This window comes from Dactylosporangium sp. NPDC049140, assembly GCF_040648435.1.
The window spans coordinates 16,155-39,021 of the sequence record NZ_JBEZDS010000020.1; the positions used below are offsets into that span (position 1 = coordinate 16,155).

Here is a 22,867-nt window from a genome sequence, read left to right on the forward strand (position 1 = left end):
CCGGCTTCCAGCGATTTATCGGCGCAGGTGCCGGGGCAGGAACCCGTCGTCGACCCCGGACCAGCGGATCCTGCGGTGGTCGCCCGGCTTGGCGTGCAGCGTCTTGTCGGGCGAGGCGAAGGCGTCGAACAGGGCGAGGGTGGTGCGGCGGTCGACGTACGCGTCGTCCCACGGGAGCAGGAACTGGACCGGGACGGTGATCCGCCGCGCGGCGGCGAGCAGGTCGTCGTACACGAAGAACCCGCCGCCGAAGATCGCGGCGGTGATCCGGGGTTCGGCCGCGGTCAGCGGGATGCCGATCGCAGTGCCCAGCGAGACGCCGCCGCCGTAGCCGACCGGCGCCTCGGGGCCGATCTCGGGCCGCCGCTGCAGGGCGTCGAGCGTGGCCTGCCACTCCGGGACCGCGCGCTCGGTCAGCGACCGGGCGTAGGCGACGCTGACCTTCTCGAAGCGGTGGTTGTCGCCGGTCGCGACCGCCTCCCGCATCTCGGCGCGGGCCTGTTCGTCCCCGGCCGTGCGGGGTCGCTCGCCGTGCCCAGGCGCGTCGATGGCGGCGACGGTGTAACCCCAGCGGGTGACGGCGTCGCGGGCGCGGGCCGCCTGGGCCGGGGTCTTCTTGTGGAGGCCGCCGCCGTGGCCCATGAGCACCAGGGGTGCGCCATCGGGGCCGGACGCGGGCGACCAGAGCACGCCGGGGACGTCGCCCACGACGAAGTCGCGTTCGACGACACCGTTGGCCGATGTCTCCGCGGTGAACTGCACAGCATGCATAGGTGATGCTTTTAGCAGCCGGATCTCCCCCGCGCCGGGAATTTTGTCGCGGGGGAGATCCGGTGAGCGGGTCAGGCGGTGAAGGCCTTGACCTCCAGGAGGCCGACCGAGCTGGTGCCGGTGGACTGCAGCACCACCCGCAACCGGGTCGTCGAAACCGTTGTGAAGGTCACGGTGTTGTACGCGTTCGCGTTGACGGTGTAGCCCGAGGCGCCCGGCACGTCGGTGTAGGCGCTGCCGTTCCAGTACTGCAGCTTCCAGCTCGACGGCACGTCGATGCCCTGGTTGTCGTCGAAGAGGTACACCTGGGCCTTGTTCAGCGACTGCGCCGAGGACCACTGCAGCTCGGCCCACTGCTGCCCGCTGTTGGGCCACGTGCCCCAGCGCGGGTTCACGGTGTCGTTCGACGACGGCGGGTCGATCCCGTCGTTGATGGCGTTCACCGACTCCCACGACGACGTGTACGACGCCGACGGCGTCGCCTGGCCGGCCACGTTCACGCCAACGGTCGGGGGCGGCGTCGTGGTGCCGCCGCCGATGGCCAGGTCGGCGCTGCTGAAGCCGGTGAAGGACGGGTTGATGTCGGTCTCGCCACCGCCGCCGTCGCACTTGCGGTCGGGGTTGAACGCGAGGTAGGTGCCGGAGCTGCAGGCGATCGCGAACTCGGCGTCGCCGCCGACCACGATGTTGCCCGACAGGTTCGCACCGCCCTGGATGAGCGCGTTGTCCTTGACGACGGCGTTGCCGCCGACGGTGCCGCCGTTGACCCAGCCGAGGCCCTCGATGCGGGCGTTGCCGGTCACGGTGCCGGCGTAGACCGCGGCCTTCGGGCCGACGTAGGCGGTCGACGCGACGCTCGCGTTCCCCGCGACCCAGCCGCCGCCGTTGGAGTGCCAGTGCCCGCCGTTGGTGGCGGCCGGCTTCACGTAGCCGGGCTCGAAGCCGGACGGGGTGGCGCCGGAGACGCGGAACTCGTACGGGAAGCGGCGGGCCTTGTTGTACCCGTCGAGGAACGCGTAGTGCGGCACGGCGCTCGGGGTCGCGGTGACGACCAGCCACACGTCCTTCTCGCCGGCCTGCAGCTGGAAGTCGATCTGACCGTCGGTGCCGGTGGTCAGCGGGGAGTACCGCGGCGTCCCGTTCCTGACCGCGACCAGCCCGAACGTCCAGCCGGTCGCGCCCGTCTCGGCGTGGCCGCGCAGGCGCAGCTTCACCAGGCCGCCGTCGGTGGCCGGGACCAGCTTGATCTTGTTGAAGCCGTAGTCCGACGGGGCGACGCGCGAGTTGATGCGGAAGTGGCCGAGCGAGGCGTCGACCGCCTCGACGTTGCCGCCGTTGTAGGCGTTGTTGAGGAAGCCCGCGCCGTACACGTTGTTGATGAACGGCATCAGCGTGGACTTGTTGCCGAAGTCGTACGTCACCGTGCGGGTCGCGTACTCGCCCACGCGCCGGTTCAGCTCGGCCTGGGTGATGCCGGTGATGCGACGGTACGTCTCCAGCGGGTGCTCGTTGCTCTTCGCCTCGTTCCAGATGCGGTTGAACATCGCGAGGCCGTCGCGGTCCTTGATGTACTGCGCGAGCATCCAGTTGCCGTAGTGGTGGCGGCTGGAGCTGTAGTAGAGGTTCTCCGAGCGCAGCCAGCGGCTCAGGTCACCGGCGGCGGTGGTGGGCAGCGCCTGCATGGCCATGAACTCGGCACTGGTCTCCCAGAAGGTGCCCGCGCTGGCGTCGGTGAAGCCATAGCCGGAGCGGCCCAGGAACGTGTAGTTCTGGAACACGTGCCCGAGCTCGTGCGCGAGGCCCCAGGAGCCGGGCAGCGCGGCCTTGGGGTCGATGTTGATGACGCCGACCTTGCCGTCGACGGAGCCGCCGGTCGCCCAGGCGTTGAGCTCGGTGCGGTTCCACGTGTTCGTGACGATGACGACGATCTTGTACTGCGCGAGCAGCCCCTGCTCCGGCGTGAACTGCATGGTGTTCACGTAGAACGAGTACAGGTTCTCCAGCTGCGTGATGATGCTGTTCGGGTCGAAGTTGTAGGGCGACGGCGCCGAGGTCGGGGTGGTGCCGGACTTCTCGCCCCACAGCAGGATGAAGTTGTTCGACTCCTTGGTGCGGTTCTGGGCCCACGGCACCTCGCCGGTCTGGGTCCAGCGGGCCGGGATGTAGACGGACTTCGTGGCGGCGGAGGCCGGCCGCGCCTGCAGGGCGACGAGTACGCCGGCGATCACGACGAGCGCGAGCACCGGCGCCAGCCAGACGCGGCGGCGTAGACGGGGATGGATGGGGGTCATAGCCGCAATCTGGTCCGAAAACCTTTTCGGCGCAAGGATGGCCTGGAAGAGCCGGTGCACGGCCCTTCCAGGCCCGAAAATTACATCAGTACGCGGCCTCCACCTGTGCCGTTACCGTCTGCCCGGCCACCACGCCGGTGGCCTTCACCGTCACCGTGCCGGACGGGATCGACGCGAGGCGGGAGTTGAACGACTGGTACGCCGACTTGCCGGGCGCCACCCCGGCAACCGTGCGCGCGCCGTACGCCGTGACGAGCTCGAGCGTGAGCGGCACGCTGTCGGCGTTGCGCGCGCTGACCGAGACGTACATCGTCGCGCCGATGCGCTGGGTGCGCGCCTCGACCTCGACCGCGAGCGCCGGCCCGGTGGCCAGCTCCCGCTCGGCCGCGACCGCCGCCGCGACCACGGTGTCGCGCTCGGCCGCGCTCAGCAGCGCGCCGGCCAGCTCGGTGACCGCGGCGACGAACTGGGCGTGGCTCGCGAACGGGGCCCGGTCCCACAGCAGGTCGAGCAGGGTCGGGCCGTCCGTGCCGGGGGACGTGACGCCGGAGACGGGCACGTCGTAGGCGGGCAGCCCGTCGTTGCGCTTGCGGTTGGGCACGCCGGTGTCGGCCGAGCCGAAGACGATCGTCGGCTCGGCCCGGCGGAAGTACGACGACGCGGCCTGGTTGTCGGCGACGTAGTACGGCCGCAGCGCGAACCCGCCCGCCGTGAACGCCGGGTCCCCGGCCGCCGTGACCGCCCCGGCCGTGACCGCCGCGCGCGAGTAGTCGCCGTCGAGCTTCAGGTACCGGTACAGCGACAGCTCCCGCCACGCCGCCCCGGCGCCCGGGCTGCCGAGGATCTGCAGCAGGACCGGGCCCCAGAAGAGCGCCTGGGTGTCGGGCCGGTCGATGGCCCGCTCGACCCGGATGCTGAACGGCATCCGGATCTCGACCACGTCGCCGGGGCTCCAGGTGCGGCTCAGCGTCACGTAGGAGCCGGGCCGCGCGTCCAGGTTCTGCGCGGTGCCGTTGACGGTGACGGTGAAGCCGCGCCGGACCCAGCCCGGCACCCGCAGCCGCACGTCGAGGGGCCCGGTGCCGTCGAACGTCAGCCTGGTGTGGTCCTCCCGCGGGTACGCCGTCGTCTGCGTGACGGTGAAGCCCTTCTCGGCCCACGTGAGGGTCGAGGGCAGGTAGAGGTTGACCCACAGCGTGCCGCCGTCGTCGGACTTGAGGTAGACGGTCTCCTGGTACTTGGTGTGGTTCTCCAGCCCGGTGCCGCCGCAGCAGGTGCCGGTGTTGCCGTAGCCGCGCACGGTGGCGGTGGCGAGGGGCTGGAAGTAGGTCACCTGCGGGTCGCCGGTGGGCGCGGTGTCGGCCCGCGACCCGGGGATCATGTTGAGCAGGCCGCGCTCGTAGTAGTCCATGTAGGCGGGGTCGTGCTCGTGCAGGAAGAGATTGCGGGCCAGCTTCATGACGTTGTACGTGGTGCAGGTCTCGGCGCCGCTGGTCGGCACCGAGCCGGCGATGTCGTCGCGGTTCTGGAACAGCTCGAGGTTGTTGTTGGAGCCGGGGTAGTTGCCGCTCGTGCCGCCGTGGGCGAACATGCGGTGCGGCACCACCATGCCGTAGAAGTTCTTGGCCGCGGTGAAGTACTCCGCTCCCCCGCCGTGCTCGAAGATGCGCAGGTAGCCGATGAACTGCGGCACGTGCGTGTTGGCGTGCAGACGCTCGGCGCGGCGGCGGCCCGGCCGGTTCTGCGGCGTGACGACGAGGATGTCGCGGTTGTCCACGCACGCGCCGAACAGCGACTCGCGGTTGTCGAAGCACTTGGCGGTCTCGAGGTGCCGGGCGTCGCCGGTGAGCTGGTAGATCTCCGGGAAGACCTCGTTGGCCCCGCCGAACTCGCCGCCGATGTACAGGTCCCACATGTAGTTGAGGTCGTCGCGGGTCAGCGGGCCCGGGTAGTCGGGGTGGTTCTTGTCGCCGACGGTGAGCGCGAGATGGGCCCAGCCGGCCATCTTCGTGACGACGTCGAGGGCCTGGGCGTTGCCGGCGTGGTAGTACGCGTCCAGCAGCCCGCGCATGATCTTGTGCTGGGTGTACCACGGCGCCCAGGTGTTCGTCTCGGCGTTGCCGCCGTAGACGGCCCACCGGGGCGGGCCGAGGCGCAGCACCGCGTCCTCCGGGATCGCGCCGAGGTAGCCGGGGAACGTCGGCACCCAGTCCGCCGCCCCGGCGGTGGAGGCGGCCACGATGCCGGCGTCGCGGCCGTTGGGCGAGGCGTCCTTGAGCGCACTGCCGTCCGTCTCGTCGAACTTGTACCACGCGATGTTGCCGCCGCCGGTGCTGCCGGACGGGGAGTCCAGCAGGGTCAGCAGCTCGGTCTGGCTCAGCGCGCGGTCGAAGATGTGGAACTCGTCGACGGTCGCGTCCAGGAACGGGTCGCCGTACTGCGACCGCCCGATCCACCGGTTGCCCGGGTTGCCGAGGCGGGACGGGTTGAGCGTCATGCCGGTGTTGGTGCCGGCCGGCTGGGCGTTGACGTAGAGCATGCCGGTGCTGCCGGCCAGCGTGACCGCGAGGTGCACCCACTGGCCGGTCGGCAGCGCCGCGTTGCCGTTGATCTGCTGCTCCTGGCCGGAGCCGCCGACGGTGATGGCGAAGCGCGGCACGTTGCCGGTCACGCCCGCCCGCGGGGTGAGGAACATGTTCACGGTGGTGCCCTGGCCGAAGTCGAACAGCCGGGTCCAGCTGGCCGTGGAGGAGAGGTTGATCCAGGTCGCGATGGTGAAGTCGGTGAGCTGGTTGATCGCCTCCTGGGGCAGGGTGCAGTACTGCGCCTTGCTCGCCCCGTTGAGCTTGAGGGCGTTGCCGAAGCGGCCCGGGACCCGCCCGATCGACGGCGGCGGCTGCTCCCCGCCGCCGCCCGGCCCGGCGTCCATCCGGGCGGTGATGGCGGCCTGGCACGCGGCCAGCTCGCCGACCATCCAGTCCAGCTTGGCCTTGTAGACGGCCTCGCCCTGGTCGGCGTACGCCTGCGCGAGGGCGGTCAGGTAGTGCCCGGCCCAGTGGCCGCTGAGCAGCCCGCCGTCCTCCCAGCCGCCCGGCACCGCGACGCCCGCCGGGTTCGCCCGGCCGGCCTGGTTGTTGAACAGCACCAGGAACCGGCGCTCGTCGTACGCGCGCAGGAACGCCTTGGTCCGGTCGCGCTTCTCCTGGAACAGGCCGCCGCCGAGCTTGACCTCGCCGAGCTGGAACGGGCGGACGGGGGCGGTGCCGCCCGGCCCCGGCTGGGGCGGGACGGCGGCGGCCGTGGCCGCGGCGGCGGCCCCGGAGAGTTCGGGGGCCAGCGCGGCGGTGGCGGCGCCGAGGGCGGACGCCTGCAGGAGCGTGCGGCGTTTGATGGCGGTCATGGGCTTCCTTCCGCGGAGAGACGGCCCTCGTGGCGGGCGCGCTCGAGCAGCCGGCGGTGCAGGCGCCAGGCCAGGAACAGCGCGACCAGTGCGAGGACGACGAGCAGTTGCGGCCACGGCACGAGCCAGGAGCTCACCGCGACCGTGACGGGCGGGCCGGCGCCGGTGACGGTGACCGCCGTGCGGACGCGGCCCAGCGCCCACACCCCGCCGACGGTCGTCCCGTCGGTGCGGGCGCCGCCGGGCAGCAGCTCGCCGCCGCCGGCGTCGCGGGCCCGGACGTTGGCCCCGAACAGCTCGGTGACCTCGGCGCGGGCGCGGGGCTCGACCCGGATGTTGCCGGTGTTGGTGGTCGAGTATCCGATGTGGAGGGTGCCGGAGCGCAGCGGGTTCCACGAACGCTCGTAGCGCACGGTGAGGCGGTCGGCCGACACCTTCGGGGTGACGGTGCCGCCGGCCCGCAGCATCACCCGGAAGCCGACCCGGCTGTCCACCGACACCGTGCCGGAGCTGCTGAGCACCGACGCGGCGATGCCGGCCGGATGGTCGCCCGGGGCGGCGTCGCGCGGCACGGTGATGGTGAACGGCACCACCTTGGTCTCGTTCGGCCCGACGGTGACGTTGCGCTGCACGGCGATCCAGGTGCCGCCGTCCTTGGAGCGCTGGTCGGCGGGGAGCATGTTGAAGCGGCCCTTGTCGGTGAGGTACCCGTCGGCGGCGGACAGGGCGAAGACCGCGGACGCCTTGCCGATGTTGCGCACGGCCATGTGCTCGGTGACGACCTGGCCCGGGTCCAGGGTCCGCTCGACCCACCGCCGGCCGTCGGGGCCGGCCTCGGTGGCGGGCTGCACCGTCCACGTGACGGCGTCGGCGAAGGCGGGGACCGGGGCGAGGGGCACGGCCAGGACCGCGGCGAGCACCACCGCGGTCCGGCCCGGCAGGCCACCCATCTACTCGAACAGGGAGACGGTGATTGTCGCGTGGTAGGAGCCGGCCGCCACGTCCGAGGGCGTGCGCAGGAACAGGTCGGCGTTCACGTCGTACGAGCCGCCGGTGACGGCCGCCGAGTCGTACGTGGACACCAGCAGCTCCTGGTCCTTGAGGCCGACGTTGTTGCCCGGCTGGGTCGGGTCGTCGAGGACGGTCACGACCTCCTCGCCCTCCGCGACCTGGCCGGTGTCGCCGCCGTCGATCAGGTGCGGCTTCCAGCCGAGGTGGTCGGCGGTGATCGCCGGCTGCCCGGCGGTGCCGGTGAAGTTGCTCGACGTGCCCAGCACCGCCCAGCTCGCCCCGGCCGGGATCTCCTGGGCGGTGCGGGTGTCGGTGACGGTGACCTTCGGCAGGGTGCCGGTGAACTGGCGCACCAGGGCGGTGGAGCCGTTCTCCGCCAGCGTGACGGCGTTGCCGGCGACGGTGAGGGCCAGCACTCCGGGCTGGTGGATGGCGGGGATGTCGACGGTGACCTGGACGTCGCTGGAGTCGCCGGGATCGGCGGCGGCGACGCCCGCGAAGGCGGTGCTTCCCGCCAGCACGGCCGTGGCGGTGGCCACGTGCAGTCGAGCGCGTGCGTTCATGGTGCTCCTAACAGGTGAGGGTGCCGTAGTCGGCCGTGACGGGTGCGAAGCCGGGGACGCGGACGGTGGCGGTGCCGGCCGGGATGGATGCGGCGCGGGCCGGGAAGGACTGGTAGGCGTTCGCGCCGGGCGCGACGGCCGCGAAGGACCGGTTGCCGTACGCGGTCTCGACGGCGACGTCCACCGCCGTGTCCCGGCCGTTGTGCGCCTGCACGGCGAGGTACGCCTTGCCGGCGATGCACCGGGGCTGGGCGGTCACCGTGACGGGTACGGCGCCGGGGTCGTCGGCGAAGACGCGCCACTCGGTGACGGCGACCGCCGAGTAGGTGGTGCCGTTGCCGTTGGCGCTGACGGTCGCCCGCAGCCGGGACGTGACGATCGGGGCGAAGGTGACGGTGTTGAACGCGGTCGTCGAGGTGCCGTAGGGGCCGGGGACGTCGAGCCAGGCGGTGTCGTCCCAGTACTGCAGCCGCCACCCGTCGGGCTCGGCCACGCCGTCGCCGGTGCCGCGCTCGGAGTCCTTCCAGAACTTCAGCTCCGCGCCGGTGAGCCGGATCGGCCGGGCCCAGTCGTACTGCACCCACTGCGTCGCCGGGCGGCTGCCGGACCAGGTCCCCCAGAGCTGGGCCTGGGCCGGGTTCGCCGGGTCGGCGTTGTCGTTGAGCGCCGTGACGCTGTTCCAGGCGGCCGTGTACGACGCGGTCGGAGTCGCGATCGGCCCGATGTTGCCGCTGAGCGGCCCGGACAGGTCGGCCGGGATCATGACCGTCTTCGCGCTCTCGACGTTGCCGGCGTTGTCGGTCGCCCGGAACGACACCGTGTGCTTGTTCGCGTCGGGGGCGGCGATCGGGCCGGTGTAGGCGGCCCACGCGCCGGTGTCCATCGCGTACTCGACGCGGGCGACCCCGGAGGTGGCGTCGGCCGCGGTGAGGGTCACGGACCGGCCGTTCACCGCGGAGGTCGTGGCCGGCCCGGTCGCGTCGATGCGCACCGGCAGGCTCGCCGGGTCCGAGACGTTCCCGGCGCGGTCGGTGGCGGTCGCGGTGACCGTGTGCTGGCCGTCGCCCGCCACGGTGACGTCGGCGTAGCGCACCGCAGACCCGCCGGCGGCCGGGCCACCGTCCACCGTGGACCGGATCGTCATCCGCCCGCCGCGGTCGTCGACGGCCGCCACCCGCACCTTGACCGCCGAGCGGAACCAGCCGCCGGTGCCGGCGCTGCCGCTCGGGGTGAGCGTCAGCGTGGGCGCGGTCGCGTCGCCGGCGGTGTCGCCGGGCGAGATCACGGTGACCGCCGCCGAGACCTGGCCGGCGGCGTAGCCCAGCACCGAGCCCTTGACCGTCAGCCGGCCCGGCTCTGCCGCGGTGACCGGGTCCCAGAACACGGGCACCTGGAGTGTTTCCGCGCCGAACGTCACCGGCACCGTGCCCGGCAGCTCGGTCTCGCCGACCTCGACCGTCATGGCCGGGGCGGTGACCGCGGCCGGCTGCGCGGCGAGCACCTTCCACTCCTCGACGGCGACGGCCGAATACGTGCTGCCGTTGGTCGAGGCGTCGAACACGGCCCGCACCTGCGTGGTGGTGACCGGGTCGAAGGTGGTGTTCTGGAAGCCCGCCGTCGACGTCGTGTACCCGCTCGGGTTCGCCACGTCGGCCCACTGCCCGGCGGCGAGGTTCCAGTACTGGATCCGCCACCGCGCCGGGGCCGCGACGCCGACGCCGCTGCCCTGGGGCTGGTCGTTCCAGAAGTCGATCTGCGAGCCCGCGATGCGCATCGGCTGGTCCCACGTGTACTGCACCCACTGCTGCGCCGGGTTGTTCCCGGTCCAGGTGCCCCACATGTCCGGCGGGAGCGGGTTGGCGCGCACGATCTCGTCGTTGAGCGCCTTCACCCAGTACTGCGTCGGCACCGGGTCGTTGGAGACGGTGACCTTGGCCTCCTGGGCGATGTTCGCCCGCGGGGTGCGGTCGCGCTCCTTGACCGGCGTCTGCACGACCGGCTTCATCCGCGGCGGGGACTGGGTGTCGTCCCACTCCACCTTGTCGATGGCGACCGAGCGGCGGAAGTGCCCGCCCCCGGCCGCGTCGGCGGTGTGGTAGGTGATGTACCACTGGCCCTTGAACTGGATGATGCCCGGGTGGCTGGTCGTGGAGGAGACCGGCGCCAGCACCGTGCCCCGGTAGGTCCACGGCCCGGACGGCGACGCGGCGGTGGCGTAGGCGATGCAGGCGTGGTAGTTCGCCGGGGTGCACGGCGAGGTCGGGCCGGCGTTGTTGCCCGCGTACGCCAGGTAGTACGTGCCGTTGCGCGCGAAGAGCCACGGCGCCTCGAAGAAGCCGGTGAGCCCGGTGACGGACTTCTGGGTGCCGACGGGCGTCTTCATGTCGGCGGCGTACTCCAGCATGCGCAGCTGGCCGAAGGTGCCCCAGTACACGTAGACGTGGTTGTTCTCGACGAGGACGGTCGGGTCGATGTTCTGGATGTCGTTCGCCGCCGGCACCCGCTGGGAGATCAGCGGGCCCCCGATGTAGTCGGTCCACGGCCCGGCCGGGCTGTCGGACACGGCCAGGCCGATGGCGAACTTGTCCGCGGCGGTGCTCACGCGCTCGCTGACCGGGAGGTACCAGTAGTAGCGCCCGTCCGGGCCCTGGACGACCTGGCCGGCGTACGCGCGCCCGGCCGTGGCCCACGCGAACAGCGTCTCCGGGCGGGCCAGCGACGGGTAGTGCGTCCACTGCCCGCTCGGGACGTCGCTCGTGCGGAACGCGCCCCACTCGTTCATCTGGAAGTCGTTGGTGGCCGGTCCGGCCTCGTCGTGGCCGGTGTAGATGTACAGGTCGTCGCCGGCGACCAGCGGGGCCGGGTCGGCCGAGTAGTAGCTGCCGTCGGCGAGGATCGGGTTGCCCGGGTGGGTGAAGGTGTACGAGTCGGCGGCGTGGGCCGGGCCGGCCGGGCTGACGAGTAGCCCGGCCAGCACCAGACCCGCCACCGCCGTGAGGCGGAGGGGTCGCAACTGAGCCGTCCTAACAGGTGGAGGCGGTGTAGGGGGCCTTGATCTCCGTACTGCCGCCGGGCCCGGTGACCCTCACCGTGGCCGTGCCGGCCGGCACCGAGGCGGTGCGGGCGTTGAACGACTGGTAGGCGGTCTTGCCCGGGGCGACCCCGGTCGCGGTCCGCGAACCGTACGGCGTCACCAGCTCGATGTTCAGCGTCTGGCTGTCGGCGTTGCGGGCGTTGACGGAGACGTAGGCGGTGCCGGCGATGCACTGGGTCTTGGCCTGGACCTCGACGTGGTACTGCGGCGCCGTCTGGCCCGGCACGTCGTACACCTCCCACTCCTGCACCCCGGGCGCGCCCTTGCCCTCCTCGGTCCCGCTCGCGGTGAGCAGGGCCCGCAGCTTCGTGGTCGTGACCGCGGTGAAGGTCACGGTGTTCCAGTCGGTCGCGGAGGTGCCGTAGGCGGTGGGCTGCTCGACGTCGGCCCAGGTGCCGGCGGCGGTCCAGTACTGCAGCTTCCAGGCGCTCGGCGGGGCCACCCCGGCGCCGGTCTCGTCGACGTCCCGGGTGAACCAGACGCGCGACCGGTCGACGGTGACGGGCGCGGACCAGTCCAGCTGGATCCACTGCTCGCCCACCTGCGGCCAGGTGTTCCACACGTCGGTGTTCGGCCCGATCGGCCCGGTCGGGGCCGCCCCGTCGTTGATGTTGTCGGCGGTGACCCAGCCGGGGGTGTACGACGCCGACGCCGACGCCGTGCGGGCCACGTTCACCGGCGCCTGGCCCGCCGCGACCGCCAGCGTGCCGGCGGCGGACGTGTTCCCGGCCTTGTCCACCGCCCGGTAGTCCACCGTGGTGGCGGACGAGCCGATGGGGACGGCGCCGCTCGCGTTCGTCCAGTCCTGGGTCACCACGCCGCCGACGGTGAGGCGGTACTGCACCGCCCCGATCCCGGACAGCGCGTCGGTGCCGGTGATGGTCACCGAGCGGCTGCCGGCGTCGAGCGCCGCGGTCGCCGTGGGCGCGGTCCGGTCGATGCCGATGCTCCGCTCGGTCACCGCCGAGACGTTGCCGGCCTTGTCGGTGGCCCGCGCCTTCACGGTCGTCGAGCCCTCGCCCGTGACCGTGACCGGTCCGGTGTACCCCTGGAAGCCCCCGGTCCCGACGGCGATCTCGAGCTTCGGGGACGGGTCGGCGTTGTCGGTCGCGGTGGCCGTCACCGTGACGCTGGACGTCGTCCAGCCGCTCGCCGGGGCCGGGTCGGCGGCCAGCGACGCGACCGGCGGGGCGGTGTCGCCCGGCCCGCCGGTGCCGACGGTGACGGTCGCGGTGGCCGTCTTGTCGGTGCCGGCCACCTGGCCGCTCACCTCGAAGGTGCCCGCCGCCGCGTACTTGGCCGGGTCGATCGGCGCCCAGGTGACCGCGACGCCGCTCTGCCGGGAGCCGTCGTTGTACCCGACGGTGACCCCGGCCGGCAGCCGCGGCGCGACCCCGGCCTTCGTCGACACCGCGACCGGGTCGACGGTGTTGATCTGCACCGGGTCGGGGCCGCGCACCCAGACGTGGGCGGTCGCGGTGAGCGTGGTTCCCGCGACGAAGCCGGAGACCGTGAAGTCGCCGACCGCGGCCACCTTCGCCGGGTCGATGCCGCCCCAGGCCACCGCGACCGGCAGCGTGGTGCCGTCGGCGTAGGTGACGTCCACCGTGGACGGCAGCGTGGGCACGACGCCGGCCTGGGTCCGCGCGTCCACCCCCTGCACGGAGCTCGCGGCGGCGGCGAAGACCCGCCACTCGGAGACGCCGACCGCCGAGTAGGCGGTGCCGGCCGCGTTGGGCAGCGCGTTGAACGTGGCCCGCAGCTTCGTCGTGGTGACCGCGCCGAATGTCACCTCGTTGGTGCGCCCGCGCACGGCCGGGTCGAAGCCGGCCGGGTTGCTCACGTTCTGCCAGTTCGCCCCGTCCCAGTACTGCAGGCTCCACGACTTCGGCACCGCCACCCCGGAGCCGCCCGTGGTGCTGTCCGACCAGAAGTCGACGGACGCGCGGTCGACCCGCACCGCGGCCGGGAAGTCGTACTGCAGCCAGCGGGTGGCCGGCTCGCTGCCGGTCCACGTGCCCCACAGGTCGGTCTGCGCGCCGCCGCTGAACAGCGCGGGCTTGCCGTCGTTGACCGCGTTGACGTTGTTCCAGCCGGCCGTGAAGCTCGCCGACGGGGTCGCGGTCGCGGCCACGTTGATCTCGCCCTCGGCCAGGGCGGTCGCGTTGACCACGACGTCCTTGGTCGAGCTCGCCTGGCCGTTGGTGACCGTCAGGCGCAGCGTGTACCGGCCGGACCTGGTGAAGCGGGCCACCGTGCCCGGCGCGTTCGCCGGCTCGAAGGCCACGGAGCCGCCGTCGGGCGCGCCGGCGACCGTCCACGCCGAGGAGAGCGCGGCGCCCGGGTCGCCGTCGTCCTGGGCGAGGCCGATGACGCGGGCCGAGCCGGCCTGGCTGTAGGACGAGTCGAGCCAGGCGTCGGCCAGCGGCGGGTTGTTCACGGCCGCGGGGGCCGCGACGCCGGTGCCGAACGCCTGCACCTCCTTCACGCCGGTCTTCGCGCCCGGGGCGTGCTGCACGGTGATGCGCAGCTTCCTGGCCTTGACGCTCGGGAACCGGACCTGGTTGAGGTTGCCGCGCGGGTACGCCGGGGCCCGGTACTCGCTCGGCACCAGTTTCCAGCCGCTGCCGTCGTCGTAGGAGACGGTGAACTGGGCCGGCGGGGCGTAGCCCGGGGCCGTCGCGGTCGTGCTGGTGTTGTAGAAGTACACCCGTACGTCGTCGATCGAGCGCTCGCCCTGCAGGTCGATGTCGATCGAGTCGGAGGCGTTGGGCGATCCGGCGGTACCCCAGAACGGCTCGTTGATCGTCGTGCCGTTGACGGCGCCGGCCGGGTCGCGCCCCGGGGCCGAGAAGGTCGCGGTGGCCGGGCGGCCCTGGGCGAAGTTCTCCGAGCCGGTGCTGGCCGGGCTGATGTCCGCGCCCGCCTTGGCCATGACGTCGACGATGCGCGCGCCGGGGCCGTAGGTGACGTCCTGCGGCGCATTCACCGTGATCGCGGCGTGGCTCAGCACCTGCACGCCGGCCGCGGCCTCGACCGTGCCGGTGGCCGGGTCGTAGACGAGCTTGCCGAGCTTGTCGGCGGTGAACGCGAGCTGCCCGTCGAGGTACACGGAGTAGCCCTCGGGCACGTCGTTGCCGTAGTACCGCTGGCCGCCGGGCGCGTCCCACACGATGGTGAGGTCGCGGTCGCGGTAGCGGATGTTGTTGGCGGTGAAGTGGTCCCAGCCAATGTCGATCGGGTCGAGCTCCACCTTCGCGTCGGAGCGCGGGCGCAGGCCCATCGCGTCCTCGATGACGGTGAAGTTGGTGGCGCCCAGGATCGTGTGGTGGATCCAGGAGCGGTACCCGATGTTCTGCGGGTCGGCGGAGCCGTCGGCCCAGAACTCGTTCTGGTCCGGGTAGCGGTTGTCACCGTTGTTCTGGTACTGCGCCCAGGCGTTCCAGTACAGCAGCTTCTTGTACCACTCGGCGTCGATGTAGCTCGTCGGGTAGTTGCGCAGCACCGAGGAGAGCATCCGGAACGTCACCGTGGAGTTGATGACGGAGAAGTTGTTGCTGCCGGGCTCCCCCGCCGCCGCGGCCGCGGCCTTGTCGGCCTGGTTCGCGGTGGTGAACGGGAAGATGGGGTACTGCGCGCTGTCCCCGAACAGCCGCAGCGCCTCGGTGTAGGGCTGGGTGTAGTCGGGGTCGCCCGGCTTCGGCATCAGCCCGACCGAGAACGGATAGTAGTTGTTGATCTCCTTCCACGGCACGAGCTGGTTGCCGGCGACCAGGCGGTGCTTGAGCAGGTTGCCGCTGAGCCCCATCTCGTCGGGGGTGCTGCGGGCGGGCTCCCACAGGTACTGCAGCACAGCCGCCTTGATGCGCGCGGCGAACGCCTCCATCTCGTCGGCCTTGGCGGTCTCGCCGGCGGTGCGGTAGGCGGCCGCGGAGGCCTTGGCGTTGGAGTACAGGTAGGCGTTCTCGGTGCGGTCCATGTAGCCGGGCTTCCAGTGGAACGACACCGCGTCGGCGTCGTTGCCGGTCATGGCGCCCCAGTTGTACTCGATGAGGCCGTTGCCGTCGAAGTCGTACGCCTGCTGCAGGCCCTTCACGTCGTACTCGGCGTACTCGGCGAGGTTCTGCGCGATCGCCTTCGGCCCGCCGTGCAGCTCGTAGGAGCGCCAGGCCGCCTCGGAGATGTACTCCGTGTAGGAGTTCGACCAGTTGGCCGGGTCGCCGGGGTTGTCGACGAACTTCGAGCTCTTGGACACCTCGCCGGCCGAGACCCACGGGCCGTAGGAGTAGGCCGGGTCGCGGAAGTACTTGAGGTCGTCGACGAACATGCCGGCGCTCAGCACGATCGCGTTGTTGTACCCGAGCACGCCCTCCATCGACGTCGGGAACTGGTAGTCGTTGCCCGGCAGGTCGGCGTCGAGGAAGTTGTACCGCATGAGCCACCAGCGGTAGAACAGCGTCTTGTCGATGTTGTTCTCGGGCGTGTCCAGGTAGGGCACGTTGTCGGCCCACCACCGGTTGTAGTCGGTGACGTGCTCGGTGTAGGCCGCGGCCGGGCTCAGGCCCTTGACGTGCGCGTACTCGGTGCCGGACGCCGGCTGTTCCCTGGTGATGAAGCCCAGCTGCAGCTTGGTGGTCGCGGAGCTCGCGGCGGGCACCGCGATCGTCTGCCGGAGCGTGCCGTCCACCGGCGCGAACCCGTCGCCGGAGAAGCGCGGGAAGATCGTGGTGAGCTGGTTGAACGCGCGCACCGCGCCGGTCAGCTCGGTCACGTCGTTCGTCTTCGCGAAAGCGGAGCTCGCGGTGAGCGTCACGTTCTTCGCGGTGCCGCTGGTGCTGGACAGTTCCAGGTTCGTCACGGCGGCGTTGGCGTCGGTGATGAACTTCGTCTCGGTGATGCGCAGCCCGCTGCCGGTGTTGGCGAACACCGTGCGGAAGTAGCTCGGCGTCTGCTTGCGCTGGTTCACGTCCTCGGTGAGCGCGACGTCGGCGCCGTCGATCGAGGCGGTGACGGTGTACGCGCCCTGGCCGCCCGCGATGGACTCGATGTAGGCGACCTCGCCGCCGAAGCCGAGCACGTTCGGGGCGTGCGTCTTCATGAACACGGCGCGACCGCGGCTGAACAGGTACTGGTTGGCGTCGCCGTTCGCGCCGCCCGGCTGGTTGCCGGTGCGCGCGAGCATGCGGTCGATCCAGAAGTCGTTGTCGGGGCTCGAGCCCGCCCCGGCCGCCACGTCGGCGTCGAAGATCGCCTGGAGCTGGTTGCGGGGGTGGTACCCGGTCCGCTCGTCCGGCACCGGGTTGGCGCTGCCGGTGAAGGTCGGGTACGGGGTGGCGGAGTTGGGTGCGGCGTGCGCCGGCACGGGGCTGAGGACGGTCACCAGCAGGCCGGCGATCGCGGCGGCGGCCGCGGCGCGGGTTCTCACGAACTGGCCCCTTTCTGCGAGAATTCGTTGGCTTGCAGGTCGGCCCGCGCGACCTTGTCCCCGTTGCGGGCGAGCACCTGCACCTGGGCCTCGTCGGAGAGCACCCAGGCGATGAAGTTCCAGGCCCGGTCGGCCTGCTCGGAGTCGCGGGAGATGCCGATGTCGTCGGCGCCCCGGTCGTTGAGGACGAACGGCAGCGCGTGCTTGGCGCCGGCCTGCACCGAGGGCTGGTCGAGCTGCGCGGCGAAGGGCAGGCGGGCGATGTCGGCGGTGAGGTCCCGGTAGAGCCCGCGGCCGGTCCAGCCCGGCACGTCGGCCACGGCCCCGGCGAACAGGTCGGGCAGCGCCCCCGTCTTGGCGGCGGCGTCGACGCGGGCGGGGAGGTCGGGCGCGAGCGTCAGCTCGACGTGGTTGGTATGGGTCGCGTTGTACGCGTCGACGAGGAGGGTCGCTTGAACCTCGAGCGGCGCGCGGACCCACAGCGCGAGCCGGCCACCGGAGTCGGCGCCGTCGACGGCCGGCGAGGGCGGGGGCGGCGCGGGCTTGGGCGGCGACCCGGAGCAACCCGCGAGGACCACGACCGCGACGAACGCGGCCAGCACGCGACGAAACATAACCACCAATCCACGAAAACCTTTTCGGGCATGGTGGCAACCCGTTACGGCGGTGTCAACGGTCTATTTCAGCCGTTCGAAAGGTTGTTACAACTGTGACAGCCATCGCTACGTTTCGACCGCGCCGAAATCTTTTCGAAACGCCGCGCTGACGTGCCCGGAAACGCTCCCACCGGCACGGAGCACTTGCACAGAGAGACGGCACGCCGTTCCATGACCGCTTCGAGGCAAATCCCCTATAAGCCCGCTTCGTCGCAAGTGCCACTCCCGGCGAGGCCTGGGTGGCGGCCTACTTGGCGGCGGCCTACTTGGCGGCGGCCTACTTGGCGGCGGTCAGCGCCGCGGCCTCCGTGAAGGCCGGGGACTCCTCGGGGCGGCCGAGCAGGTAGCCCTGGCCGCAGCGGTAGCCCATCCGGTACAGGGCGTCGGCCTGGTCCGCCGTCTCCACGCCCTGCGCGATCGCGGTCAGGCCCAGGTGCGCCGACACGTCGACGAGCGGGCCGACGGCCAGCGGCTGTTCCATGGAGGCGACGATCCGGTCCGCGACCGCGGCCGAGGTGCGCGGCAGGTGCACGGCGAACTCGTCGCCGCCGAGGCGGGCCACGGTGTCGCCGGGGCGCACGAGGCCGGTGAGGCGCTCCGCTACCGCCCCGAGGAGCCGGCCGCCCACGTTGTGGCCGAGGCGGTCGTTGACGCCCTTGAAGTCGTCGAGGTCGATGAGGGCCATGTGGGCGCGCCGGTCCGGGCCGAGCTCGGCGCGGATGCGGGCCTCCAGGGCCCGGCGGTTGGCCAGGCCGGTGAGCTCGTCGCGCATGGCGAGGGTGCGCACCTGGTGTACGAGCCCGGCCCCATGCGCAGCGCCGAGAGCAGGAACAGGGCGGCTCCTGGATCACGAGCACGGCCGGGGCCAGCAGCGACGAGCCGGCCATGACCGCCAGGCGGGCCCGGCCCCGGGGCACGGCCTCGTTGCGGGGCGCCGCGTCCGAGCCGCGGACCGACGGGTGCAGCGCCGCCGCGGCCCAGCAGACGTAGGACAGCATCCAGCCGGCGTCGAAGGCGCTGCTCTCGTACGCGGCGTAGGAGGTCACGACCGAGTACGCGAGCAAAACGTCCGCGGCCGGGTACGCCAGCGCGATGACGCGCGCGGTGAGGGTCGAGGTCTCGTCGTCGGCGATCGGCTGCATGACGAAGGTCCACAGCACCAGGCCGATGCCCGTGGCGAAGATGAGGGCGTCGACCATCGCCGGCCGGCCGGGCCCGCGGCTGAGTGTGATCGGTACCATCAGCCCATGGCCCTGCTGTACCGTGCGGATCTCACCCCCGGCAAACTCGACCTCCTCGCCGCCTGGCTGCCGGGCCGCCCCTGGTACGCCGGGCCGGAGCGACCGGACCTGCAGAAGGTGTCCGCGTTCCGCTTCGACGACCCGGCCGGCGCGGTCGGCGTGGAGACGATCCTGGTCCGGGCCGAGGCCGGCGGGCCGGTGTTCCAGACCCCGCTGACCTACCGCGACGCGCCGCTCGAGGGCGCCGACGCGCACCTGCTCGGCACCTCGGAGCACTCGGTGCTCGGCCGGCGCTGGATCTACGACGCGGCCGCCGACCCGGTCTACGCGGCCTGCCTGGCCACGGCCGTCCTCACCGGCGGCACCGAGGCCCCGGAGGAGCTGTCCAGCGACGGCGTGGTGCGCTCGCGCACGCCCTCGATGTCGGTGCGCGGGACGGGTTCGCCCTCCGCGGCGGTACCGCCGGTGACGGCGATCGACGCCATCAGCGACGCGAATCCGACCGTGGTGTCCGCTTCGTCGGTTTCGCTGACGATCTTCCGCGTCCTCGACGGCACCACGGCGGCCGGCACCCCGGCGCTGATGTGGGAGTCGCAGCCGCTCGCGTTGGTTCGAGTCATTTAAAAAGTCCCGAAACCCGGTACATTCCGTGCATGACCGTCGATCGGGCGGTGGCCCCCGCCGCCCTCGGTCGGGCCGTGCTGCTCGGCCGGGGCGCCGCCACGCTCACCGCGGCCGGGACCGGGCTGCGGCTCGCCCCGGACCCGCGCCCGCTGCTGCTGTCCGTGGCCGTGCTGCTGCTGGCCCATGCGGCCGGGCTGGCCGTGCTCGCGCGCAACCCGTACGTCGTGCGCCACCCCGTGCCGCTGCTCGCCGCCGACACCCTGCTCACCCTGGCGCTGCTCGCGGTCGACCCGGGCATCGCGTACTTCTGCGCCGCCGCCGGCGCCGCCGCGCTGGCCGGGGTCGTCATCGGGATGCACGCCCTCTGGCTGGCCGCCGCGCACGCCGCGCTCGGGTACGCCGTCGCCGCCCGCGTCCTCGCCGCCAACCCGGCCCACGCCGAGTTCGTGCTCGCCTTCCCGATCGCGTGCATCCTGGCCGCCACGGGCGCCGCGGTGGCCACGGCCGCCCTGCACCGCCACGTCGAGCTCTCGGTCGGGGTCGTCGCCTCGGCCCAGCGCGCCGCGGCCGCCGACGAGCGCGCCCGGCTCGCCCGCGAGCTGCACGACTCGGTGGCCAAGACGCTGCGCGGCGTCTCATTCGCGGCCCTGGCCCTGCCGCAGAGCCTGCGCCGCCACCCCGGCCTCGCCGAGCGCCTCGCCGACACCGTCTCCACCGGCGCCGCGGCCGCCGCCCGCGAGGCCCGCGACCTGCTCGACGGCCTGCGCTCCGATGAGCCGACCCGGGACTTCGCCGCGGTCGTGACCGACCTGTGCGCGGCGTGGCAGCGCGCGACCGGCATCGAGGTGCGCCTCGACCTCGCCCCGGGCGACCCGACGCTGCCGGTGCGCTACGAGCTGTGCCGCATCCTGCAGGAGGCGCTGCGCAACACCGCCACCCACGCCGCCGCCACCGCCGTCACCGTGCGCCTGGCCGCGGTCGCCGGCCGCCTGGTGCTCACCGTCGCCGACAACGGCCGGGGCTTCCCGGTGCCGCCCAGCCTCGTGGCGCTGCGCACCGAGCACCGCTACGGCCTCCTGGGCATGTCCGAGCGCGCGAGGCTCTCCGGCGGCGCCCTGCGCGTCCGATCAACCCCCGGCGGCGGTACCTCGGTCGAAGCCGCTATCCCCGCATGATCAGCGTCCTCGTCGTCGACGACAACCCGATCGTGCGCGCCGCCCTGCGCGGCTTCCTCGACGGCGCCCCGGACGTGACGGTCGTCGCCGAGGCCGCCGACGGCCTCGAGGCCCTCGCCGAGGCGCGCCGCACCGGCCCGGCCGTGACCCTGCTCGACCACCGCATGCCGGTCGCCGACGGGCTGTCCGTCCTCGCCGACCTGGCCCGGCTGAGCTCGGTCCTCGTGCTCACCAGCGACCCCGACCCGGCGCTCATCGCGCAGATGCTGCACGGGGGCGCCCGGGGGTACCTCATCCACGGCGCCTTCACCCCCGGCGAGCTGCACCGCGCGGTCGTCGCCGTGGCCTCCGGCTTCGGCTGGCTCTCCCCCGCCGCGGCCGCGGTCGCGACGGCCACCATGCGGGCCCGCCCGGCCGGCCGCCCCCGCCCGCGCCACGGCCTGACCCGCCGCGAGCAGGACGTGCTCGACCTGCTGGCGGAGGGCCTGTCGAACGCGGCGATCGCGCACCGGCTGCTGCTGACCGAGAAGACGGTGAAGAACCACCTCCACCGCGCCTACGCCAAGCTCCGCGTGACGAACCGCACCGAGGCCCTGCTGCGCTGGACCGGCCGCACATGACGCCCGGCCGCCGCTGGGGGTGGGCCGCGCTCGCGGTGGGCGTGGCGGCGGTCGTCGCGATCGTCCCCCCGCTGCTGCTGCCGTCCGAGTCTCCTCCGGGCGCCGCGGGGCTGGCCACGGCGTCGGCTTCCCCTTCAGCTTCGGCGCGGCCGTCCCCCGAGACTCCAACGGCGTTCGCGCCGATCCTGGTGCACGCCGCGGACCGCGCGAACCTCCGCAAGGGCGCCCGCGTCATCGATTGCCCCACCTGCGACGGCGGGAGCCGCGTCGGGTACATCGGCGGCCCCAACACCCTCGCCATCCGCGTCCCCGATGTCCCCGCCGCCGGCGAGCGGACCCTGGTCATCGTGTACGAGACCGAGGTTCTCCGCACCCTGAAGGTGGCCGTGGCCGACGGGCCCGTGCACACCCTGACGCTCGCCGGCGCCGGCGACTACCTCATTCCCGCCCGCACCTCCCTCACCGTGTTCCTGCCCGCCGGCAGCACCTGGATCCGCTGCTTCAACGACGCCGGCGACGCCCCCGACATCAACCGCATCGAGCTGCGCTGATGCCGGGGGCCGGTGCCGCCGGTCAGAACGTGCCGGCCGTGTTGCACTTGGCCTTCTGGACGATGCAGTTCTTCACCCGGTGCCCCTGCGCCGCGTTGTCCCAGGCGAGGAACGCGTCGCCGTGGAACGAGGACGCCATCCCGGACGCGAGCGTGAACCCGTCGGCGGTACCGCTGGTCGGGTACGCCAGCACGAACGACAGCGACGGGATCGCGACCGGGTACGCCCCGCCGCAGGTGCCGGTGTACGCGTACGACACGTGCGACTTGTGGTCGGGGCTGTCCAGGTGCACGCCGTCCCAGCAGTCCGGGAAGACGAGCTGGAACATGAGCGTGGCGCCCGGCGCGCAGAGCGGCCAGTTGCCGTCGGCGCTGCGCCCGGTCTCCCCGCCCGGACCGGCGCAGTAGAACTGGTTGACCGAGCCGGCCGGCGTCGCCTGCTGCAGCTTCGCGTCCCCGGCGATCATCCGGAAGCCCTGCGGGAACGGTACCGTCGCCGCCGGGCTGGTCAGCCGCGAGCCGTAGTACACGACGACGCCCTTGGGCTCGACCGCGACGCCGTGCTCGTAGAGCGTCGGCACCCAGTACGCCGACAGGTCCGGCGCCGGCGCGCAGCTCGTGCCCGCGTTGGCCAGCAGCGTGTCGCCGGTCGAGAACGCGTTGGTGCTGTGGTTGCCCAGGAAGCTGTGCATGTGCGACGCGCCCGGCAGCCCCGGGAAGACGATCGGGTCGTCCTTGAACGAGTGGCTGTACGTGCACGACGCGTTGAACTCCGACACCCGCACCGCGTTGGCCGGCGCCGGGTCGATGGCCATCGCGTTGAACTCGGCCAGCTGCGCGTTCCACCGGGCCGGGTCGACGCCGACCCACCCGGCGCCCGAGGTCCCGGTCGCGCTGGGCGTGCTCGCCGCCCCGCCCGTGAACGAGAACCAGTTGATGTTGACGAAGTCGCGGCCGCCGGTGCTGTTGCGCAGGACCGCGAACACGGTCTGCGCCCCGGCCGGGTGGCTCGCGGCGGTGGCGGTGAGCGTGGTCCAGGCCTGCCAGCCGCCGGTCGGGGCGACGGTGATCTGGGCGAGCACCGGCCCGGTGAGCGAGCCGGTGCGCAGCTCGATGCTGCCCGTCCCGCCGGTGCCGGCGGACGCGACGCGGGCGCCGATGCTCAGCGCGCCGGCCGCGCCGAGGTCGACGCCGTCGTAGCGCAGCCAGTCACCGTCGGCGAGGTAGCCGACGGCCTGCCCGCCGCCGGTGTCGACGGTGTTCTCCACCTGCGCCCCGGACTGCGCGCTGAACGCCTCCGCCTGCACGGTGACCGGGGTGGCGGCGTCGGCGGTCGTCACCATGGCGGCGGTGACGACCAGGAGGGCGGTGGCCGCGGCCCCGGCGGCGGCGATGAGGCCCCTGACGTTTGGCACGAGGATCTCCTAACTGCTTGCGACGTGCGCG

14 protein-coding genes are annotated in these 22,867 nt (G+C 72.7%); 4 read left to right on the forward strand and 10 right to left on the reverse strand.

Annotated elements, in window-relative coordinates:
* Positions 1-15: 15 nt before the first annotated feature.
* From AB0B76_RS28860 to AB0B76_RS28900, 9 genes are all read right to left on the reverse strand, one after another.
* A complete protein-coding gene (locus tag AB0B76_RS28860; RefSeq protein ID WP_360381427.1) occupies positions 16-771 on the reverse strand; it encodes an alpha/beta hydrolase in 756 nt (251 codons plus the stop codon).
* 71 nt (positions 772-842) lie between these two features.
* On the reverse strand, positions 843-3,062 hold the full coding sequence (locus AB0B76_RS28865) for a DUF6055 domain-containing protein (RefSeq protein ID WP_360381429.1): 2,220 nt from the start codon (positions 3,060-3,062) through the stop codon (positions 843-845).
* An 85-nt stretch (positions 3,063-3,147) separates the two neighbouring features.
* Positions 3,148-6,462 (reverse strand): beta-L-arabinofuranosidase domain-containing protein, encoded by a 3,315-nt coding sequence (locus AB0B76_RS28870; RefSeq protein WP_360381430.1) that lies wholly within the window; start codon positions 6,460-6,462, stop codon positions 3,148-3,150.
* Positions 6,459-7,412: a hypothetical protein gene (locus AB0B76_RS28875; protein ID WP_360381431.1), complete on the reverse strand. Its 954-nt coding sequence runs from the start codon at positions 7,410-7,412 to the stop codon at positions 6,459-6,461. The genes AB0B76_RS28870 and AB0B76_RS28875 overlap by 4 nt, the downstream gene beginning before the upstream one ends.
* The gene (locus AB0B76_RS28880) at positions 7,413-8,036 is read right to left on the reverse strand and encodes a hypothetical protein (RefSeq protein ID WP_360381433.1); all 624 of its coding nucleotides are present in this window, start codon (positions 8,034-8,036) and stop codon (positions 7,413-7,415) included.
* A gap of 7 nt (positions 8,037-8,043) precedes the next feature.
* Positions 8,044-11,049: a family 43 glycosylhydrolase gene (locus AB0B76_RS28885; RefSeq protein WP_360381434.1), complete on the reverse strand. Its 3,006-nt coding sequence runs from the start codon at positions 11,047-11,049 to the stop codon at positions 8,044-8,046.
* 10 nt (positions 11,050-11,059) lie between these two features.
* Positions 11,060-16,555 carry an Ig-like domain-containing protein gene (locus AB0B76_RS28890; RefSeq protein WP_360381436.1) on the reverse strand — a complete coding sequence of 1,832 codons (5,496 nt, stop codon included), beginning with the start codon at positions 16,553-16,555 and terminating at the stop codon, positions 11,060-11,062.
* On the reverse strand, positions 16,552-17,157 hold the full coding sequence (locus AB0B76_RS28895) for a hypothetical protein (protein ID WP_360381437.1): 606 nt from the start codon (positions 17,155-17,157) through the stop codon (positions 16,552-16,554). The genes AB0B76_RS28890 and AB0B76_RS28895 overlap by 4 nt, the downstream gene beginning before the upstream one ends.
* A gap of 331 nt (positions 17,158-17,488) precedes the next feature.
* Positions 17,489-17,998 carry a GGDEF domain-containing protein gene (locus tag AB0B76_RS28900; protein ID WP_360381438.1) on the reverse strand — a complete coding sequence of 170 codons (510 nt, stop codon included), beginning with the start codon at positions 17,996-17,998 and terminating at the stop codon, positions 17,489-17,491.
* Positions 17,999-18,458: 460 nt separating this feature from the next.
* Here AB0B76_RS28900 and AB0B76_RS28905 point away from each other — a divergent pair, with 460 nt between their 5' ends.
* The 4 genes from AB0B76_RS28905 to AB0B76_RS28920 are packed head-to-tail and all read left to right on the forward strand — an operon-like array spanning position 18,459 to position 21,422.
* Positions 18,459-19,076, forward strand: coding sequence for a hypothetical protein (locus AB0B76_RS28905; protein WP_360381439.1), 618 nt, complete (start codon positions 18,459-18,461; stop codon positions 19,074-19,076).
* Between the two features lie 29 nt (positions 19,077-19,105).
* Positions 19,106-20,251 (forward strand): ATP-binding protein, encoded by a 1,146-nt coding sequence (locus AB0B76_RS28910; protein WP_360381441.1) that lies wholly within the window; start codon positions 19,106-19,108, stop codon positions 20,249-20,251.
* Complete coding sequence (locus AB0B76_RS28915; RefSeq protein ID WP_360381442.1) at positions 20,248-20,871, forward strand: response regulator transcription factor; 624 nt, start codon at positions 20,248-20,250, stop codon at positions 20,869-20,871. Before AB0B76_RS28910 ends, AB0B76_RS28915 begins: the two co-directional genes overlap by 4 nt.
* Complete coding sequence (locus tag AB0B76_RS28920; protein WP_360381443.1) at positions 20,868-21,422, forward strand: hypothetical protein; 555 nt, start codon at positions 20,868-20,870, stop codon at positions 21,420-21,422. Before AB0B76_RS28915 ends, AB0B76_RS28920 begins: the two co-directional genes overlap by 4 nt.
* Positions 21,423-21,444: 22 nt before the next feature.
* On the opposite strand, the gene AB0B76_RS28925 is transcribed toward AB0B76_RS28920, so the two are convergent.
* Positions 21,445-22,836, reverse strand: coding sequence for a DUF1996 domain-containing protein (locus AB0B76_RS28925; RefSeq protein WP_360381445.1), 1,392 nt, complete (start codon positions 22,834-22,836; stop codon positions 21,445-21,447).
* Positions 22,837-22,867: the final 31 nt, after the last annotated feature.

Coding starts and splice junctions, on each gene's coding strand:
- AB0B76_RS28860 (WP_360381427.1), bottom strand. CDS start 771: ATGCATGCTGTGCAGTTCACCGCGGAGACATCGGCCAACGGTGTCGTC.
- AB0B76_RS28865 (WP_360381429.1), bottom strand. CDS start 3,062: ATGACCCCCATCCATCCCCGTCTACGCCGCCGCGTCTGGCTGGCGCCG.
- AB0B76_RS28870 (WP_360381430.1), bottom strand. CDS start 6,462: ATGACCGCCATCAAACGCCGCACGCTCCTGCAGGCGTCCGCCCTCGGC.
- AB0B76_RS28875 (WP_360381431.1), bottom strand. CDS start 7,412: ATGGGTGGCCTGCCGGGCCGGACCGCGGTGGTGCTCGCCGCGGTCCTG.
- AB0B76_RS28880 (WP_360381433.1), bottom strand. CDS start 8,036: ATGAACGCACGCGCTCGACTGCACGTGGCCACCGCCACGGCCGTGCTG.
- AB0B76_RS28905 (WP_360381439.1), top strand. CDS start 18,459: ATGGCCCTGCTGTACCGTGCGGATCTCACCCCCGGCAAACTCGACCTC.
- AB0B76_RS28910 (WP_360381441.1), top strand. CDS start 19,106: ATGACCGTCGATCGGGCGGTGGCCCCCGCCGCCCTCGGTCGGGCCGTG.
- AB0B76_RS28915 (WP_360381442.1), top strand. CDS start 20,248: ATGATCAGCGTCCTCGTCGTCGACGACAACCCGATCGTGCGCGCCGCC.
- AB0B76_RS28920 (WP_360381443.1), top strand. CDS start 20,868: ATGACGCCCGGCCGCCGCTGGGGGTGGGCCGCGCTCGCGGTGGGCGTG.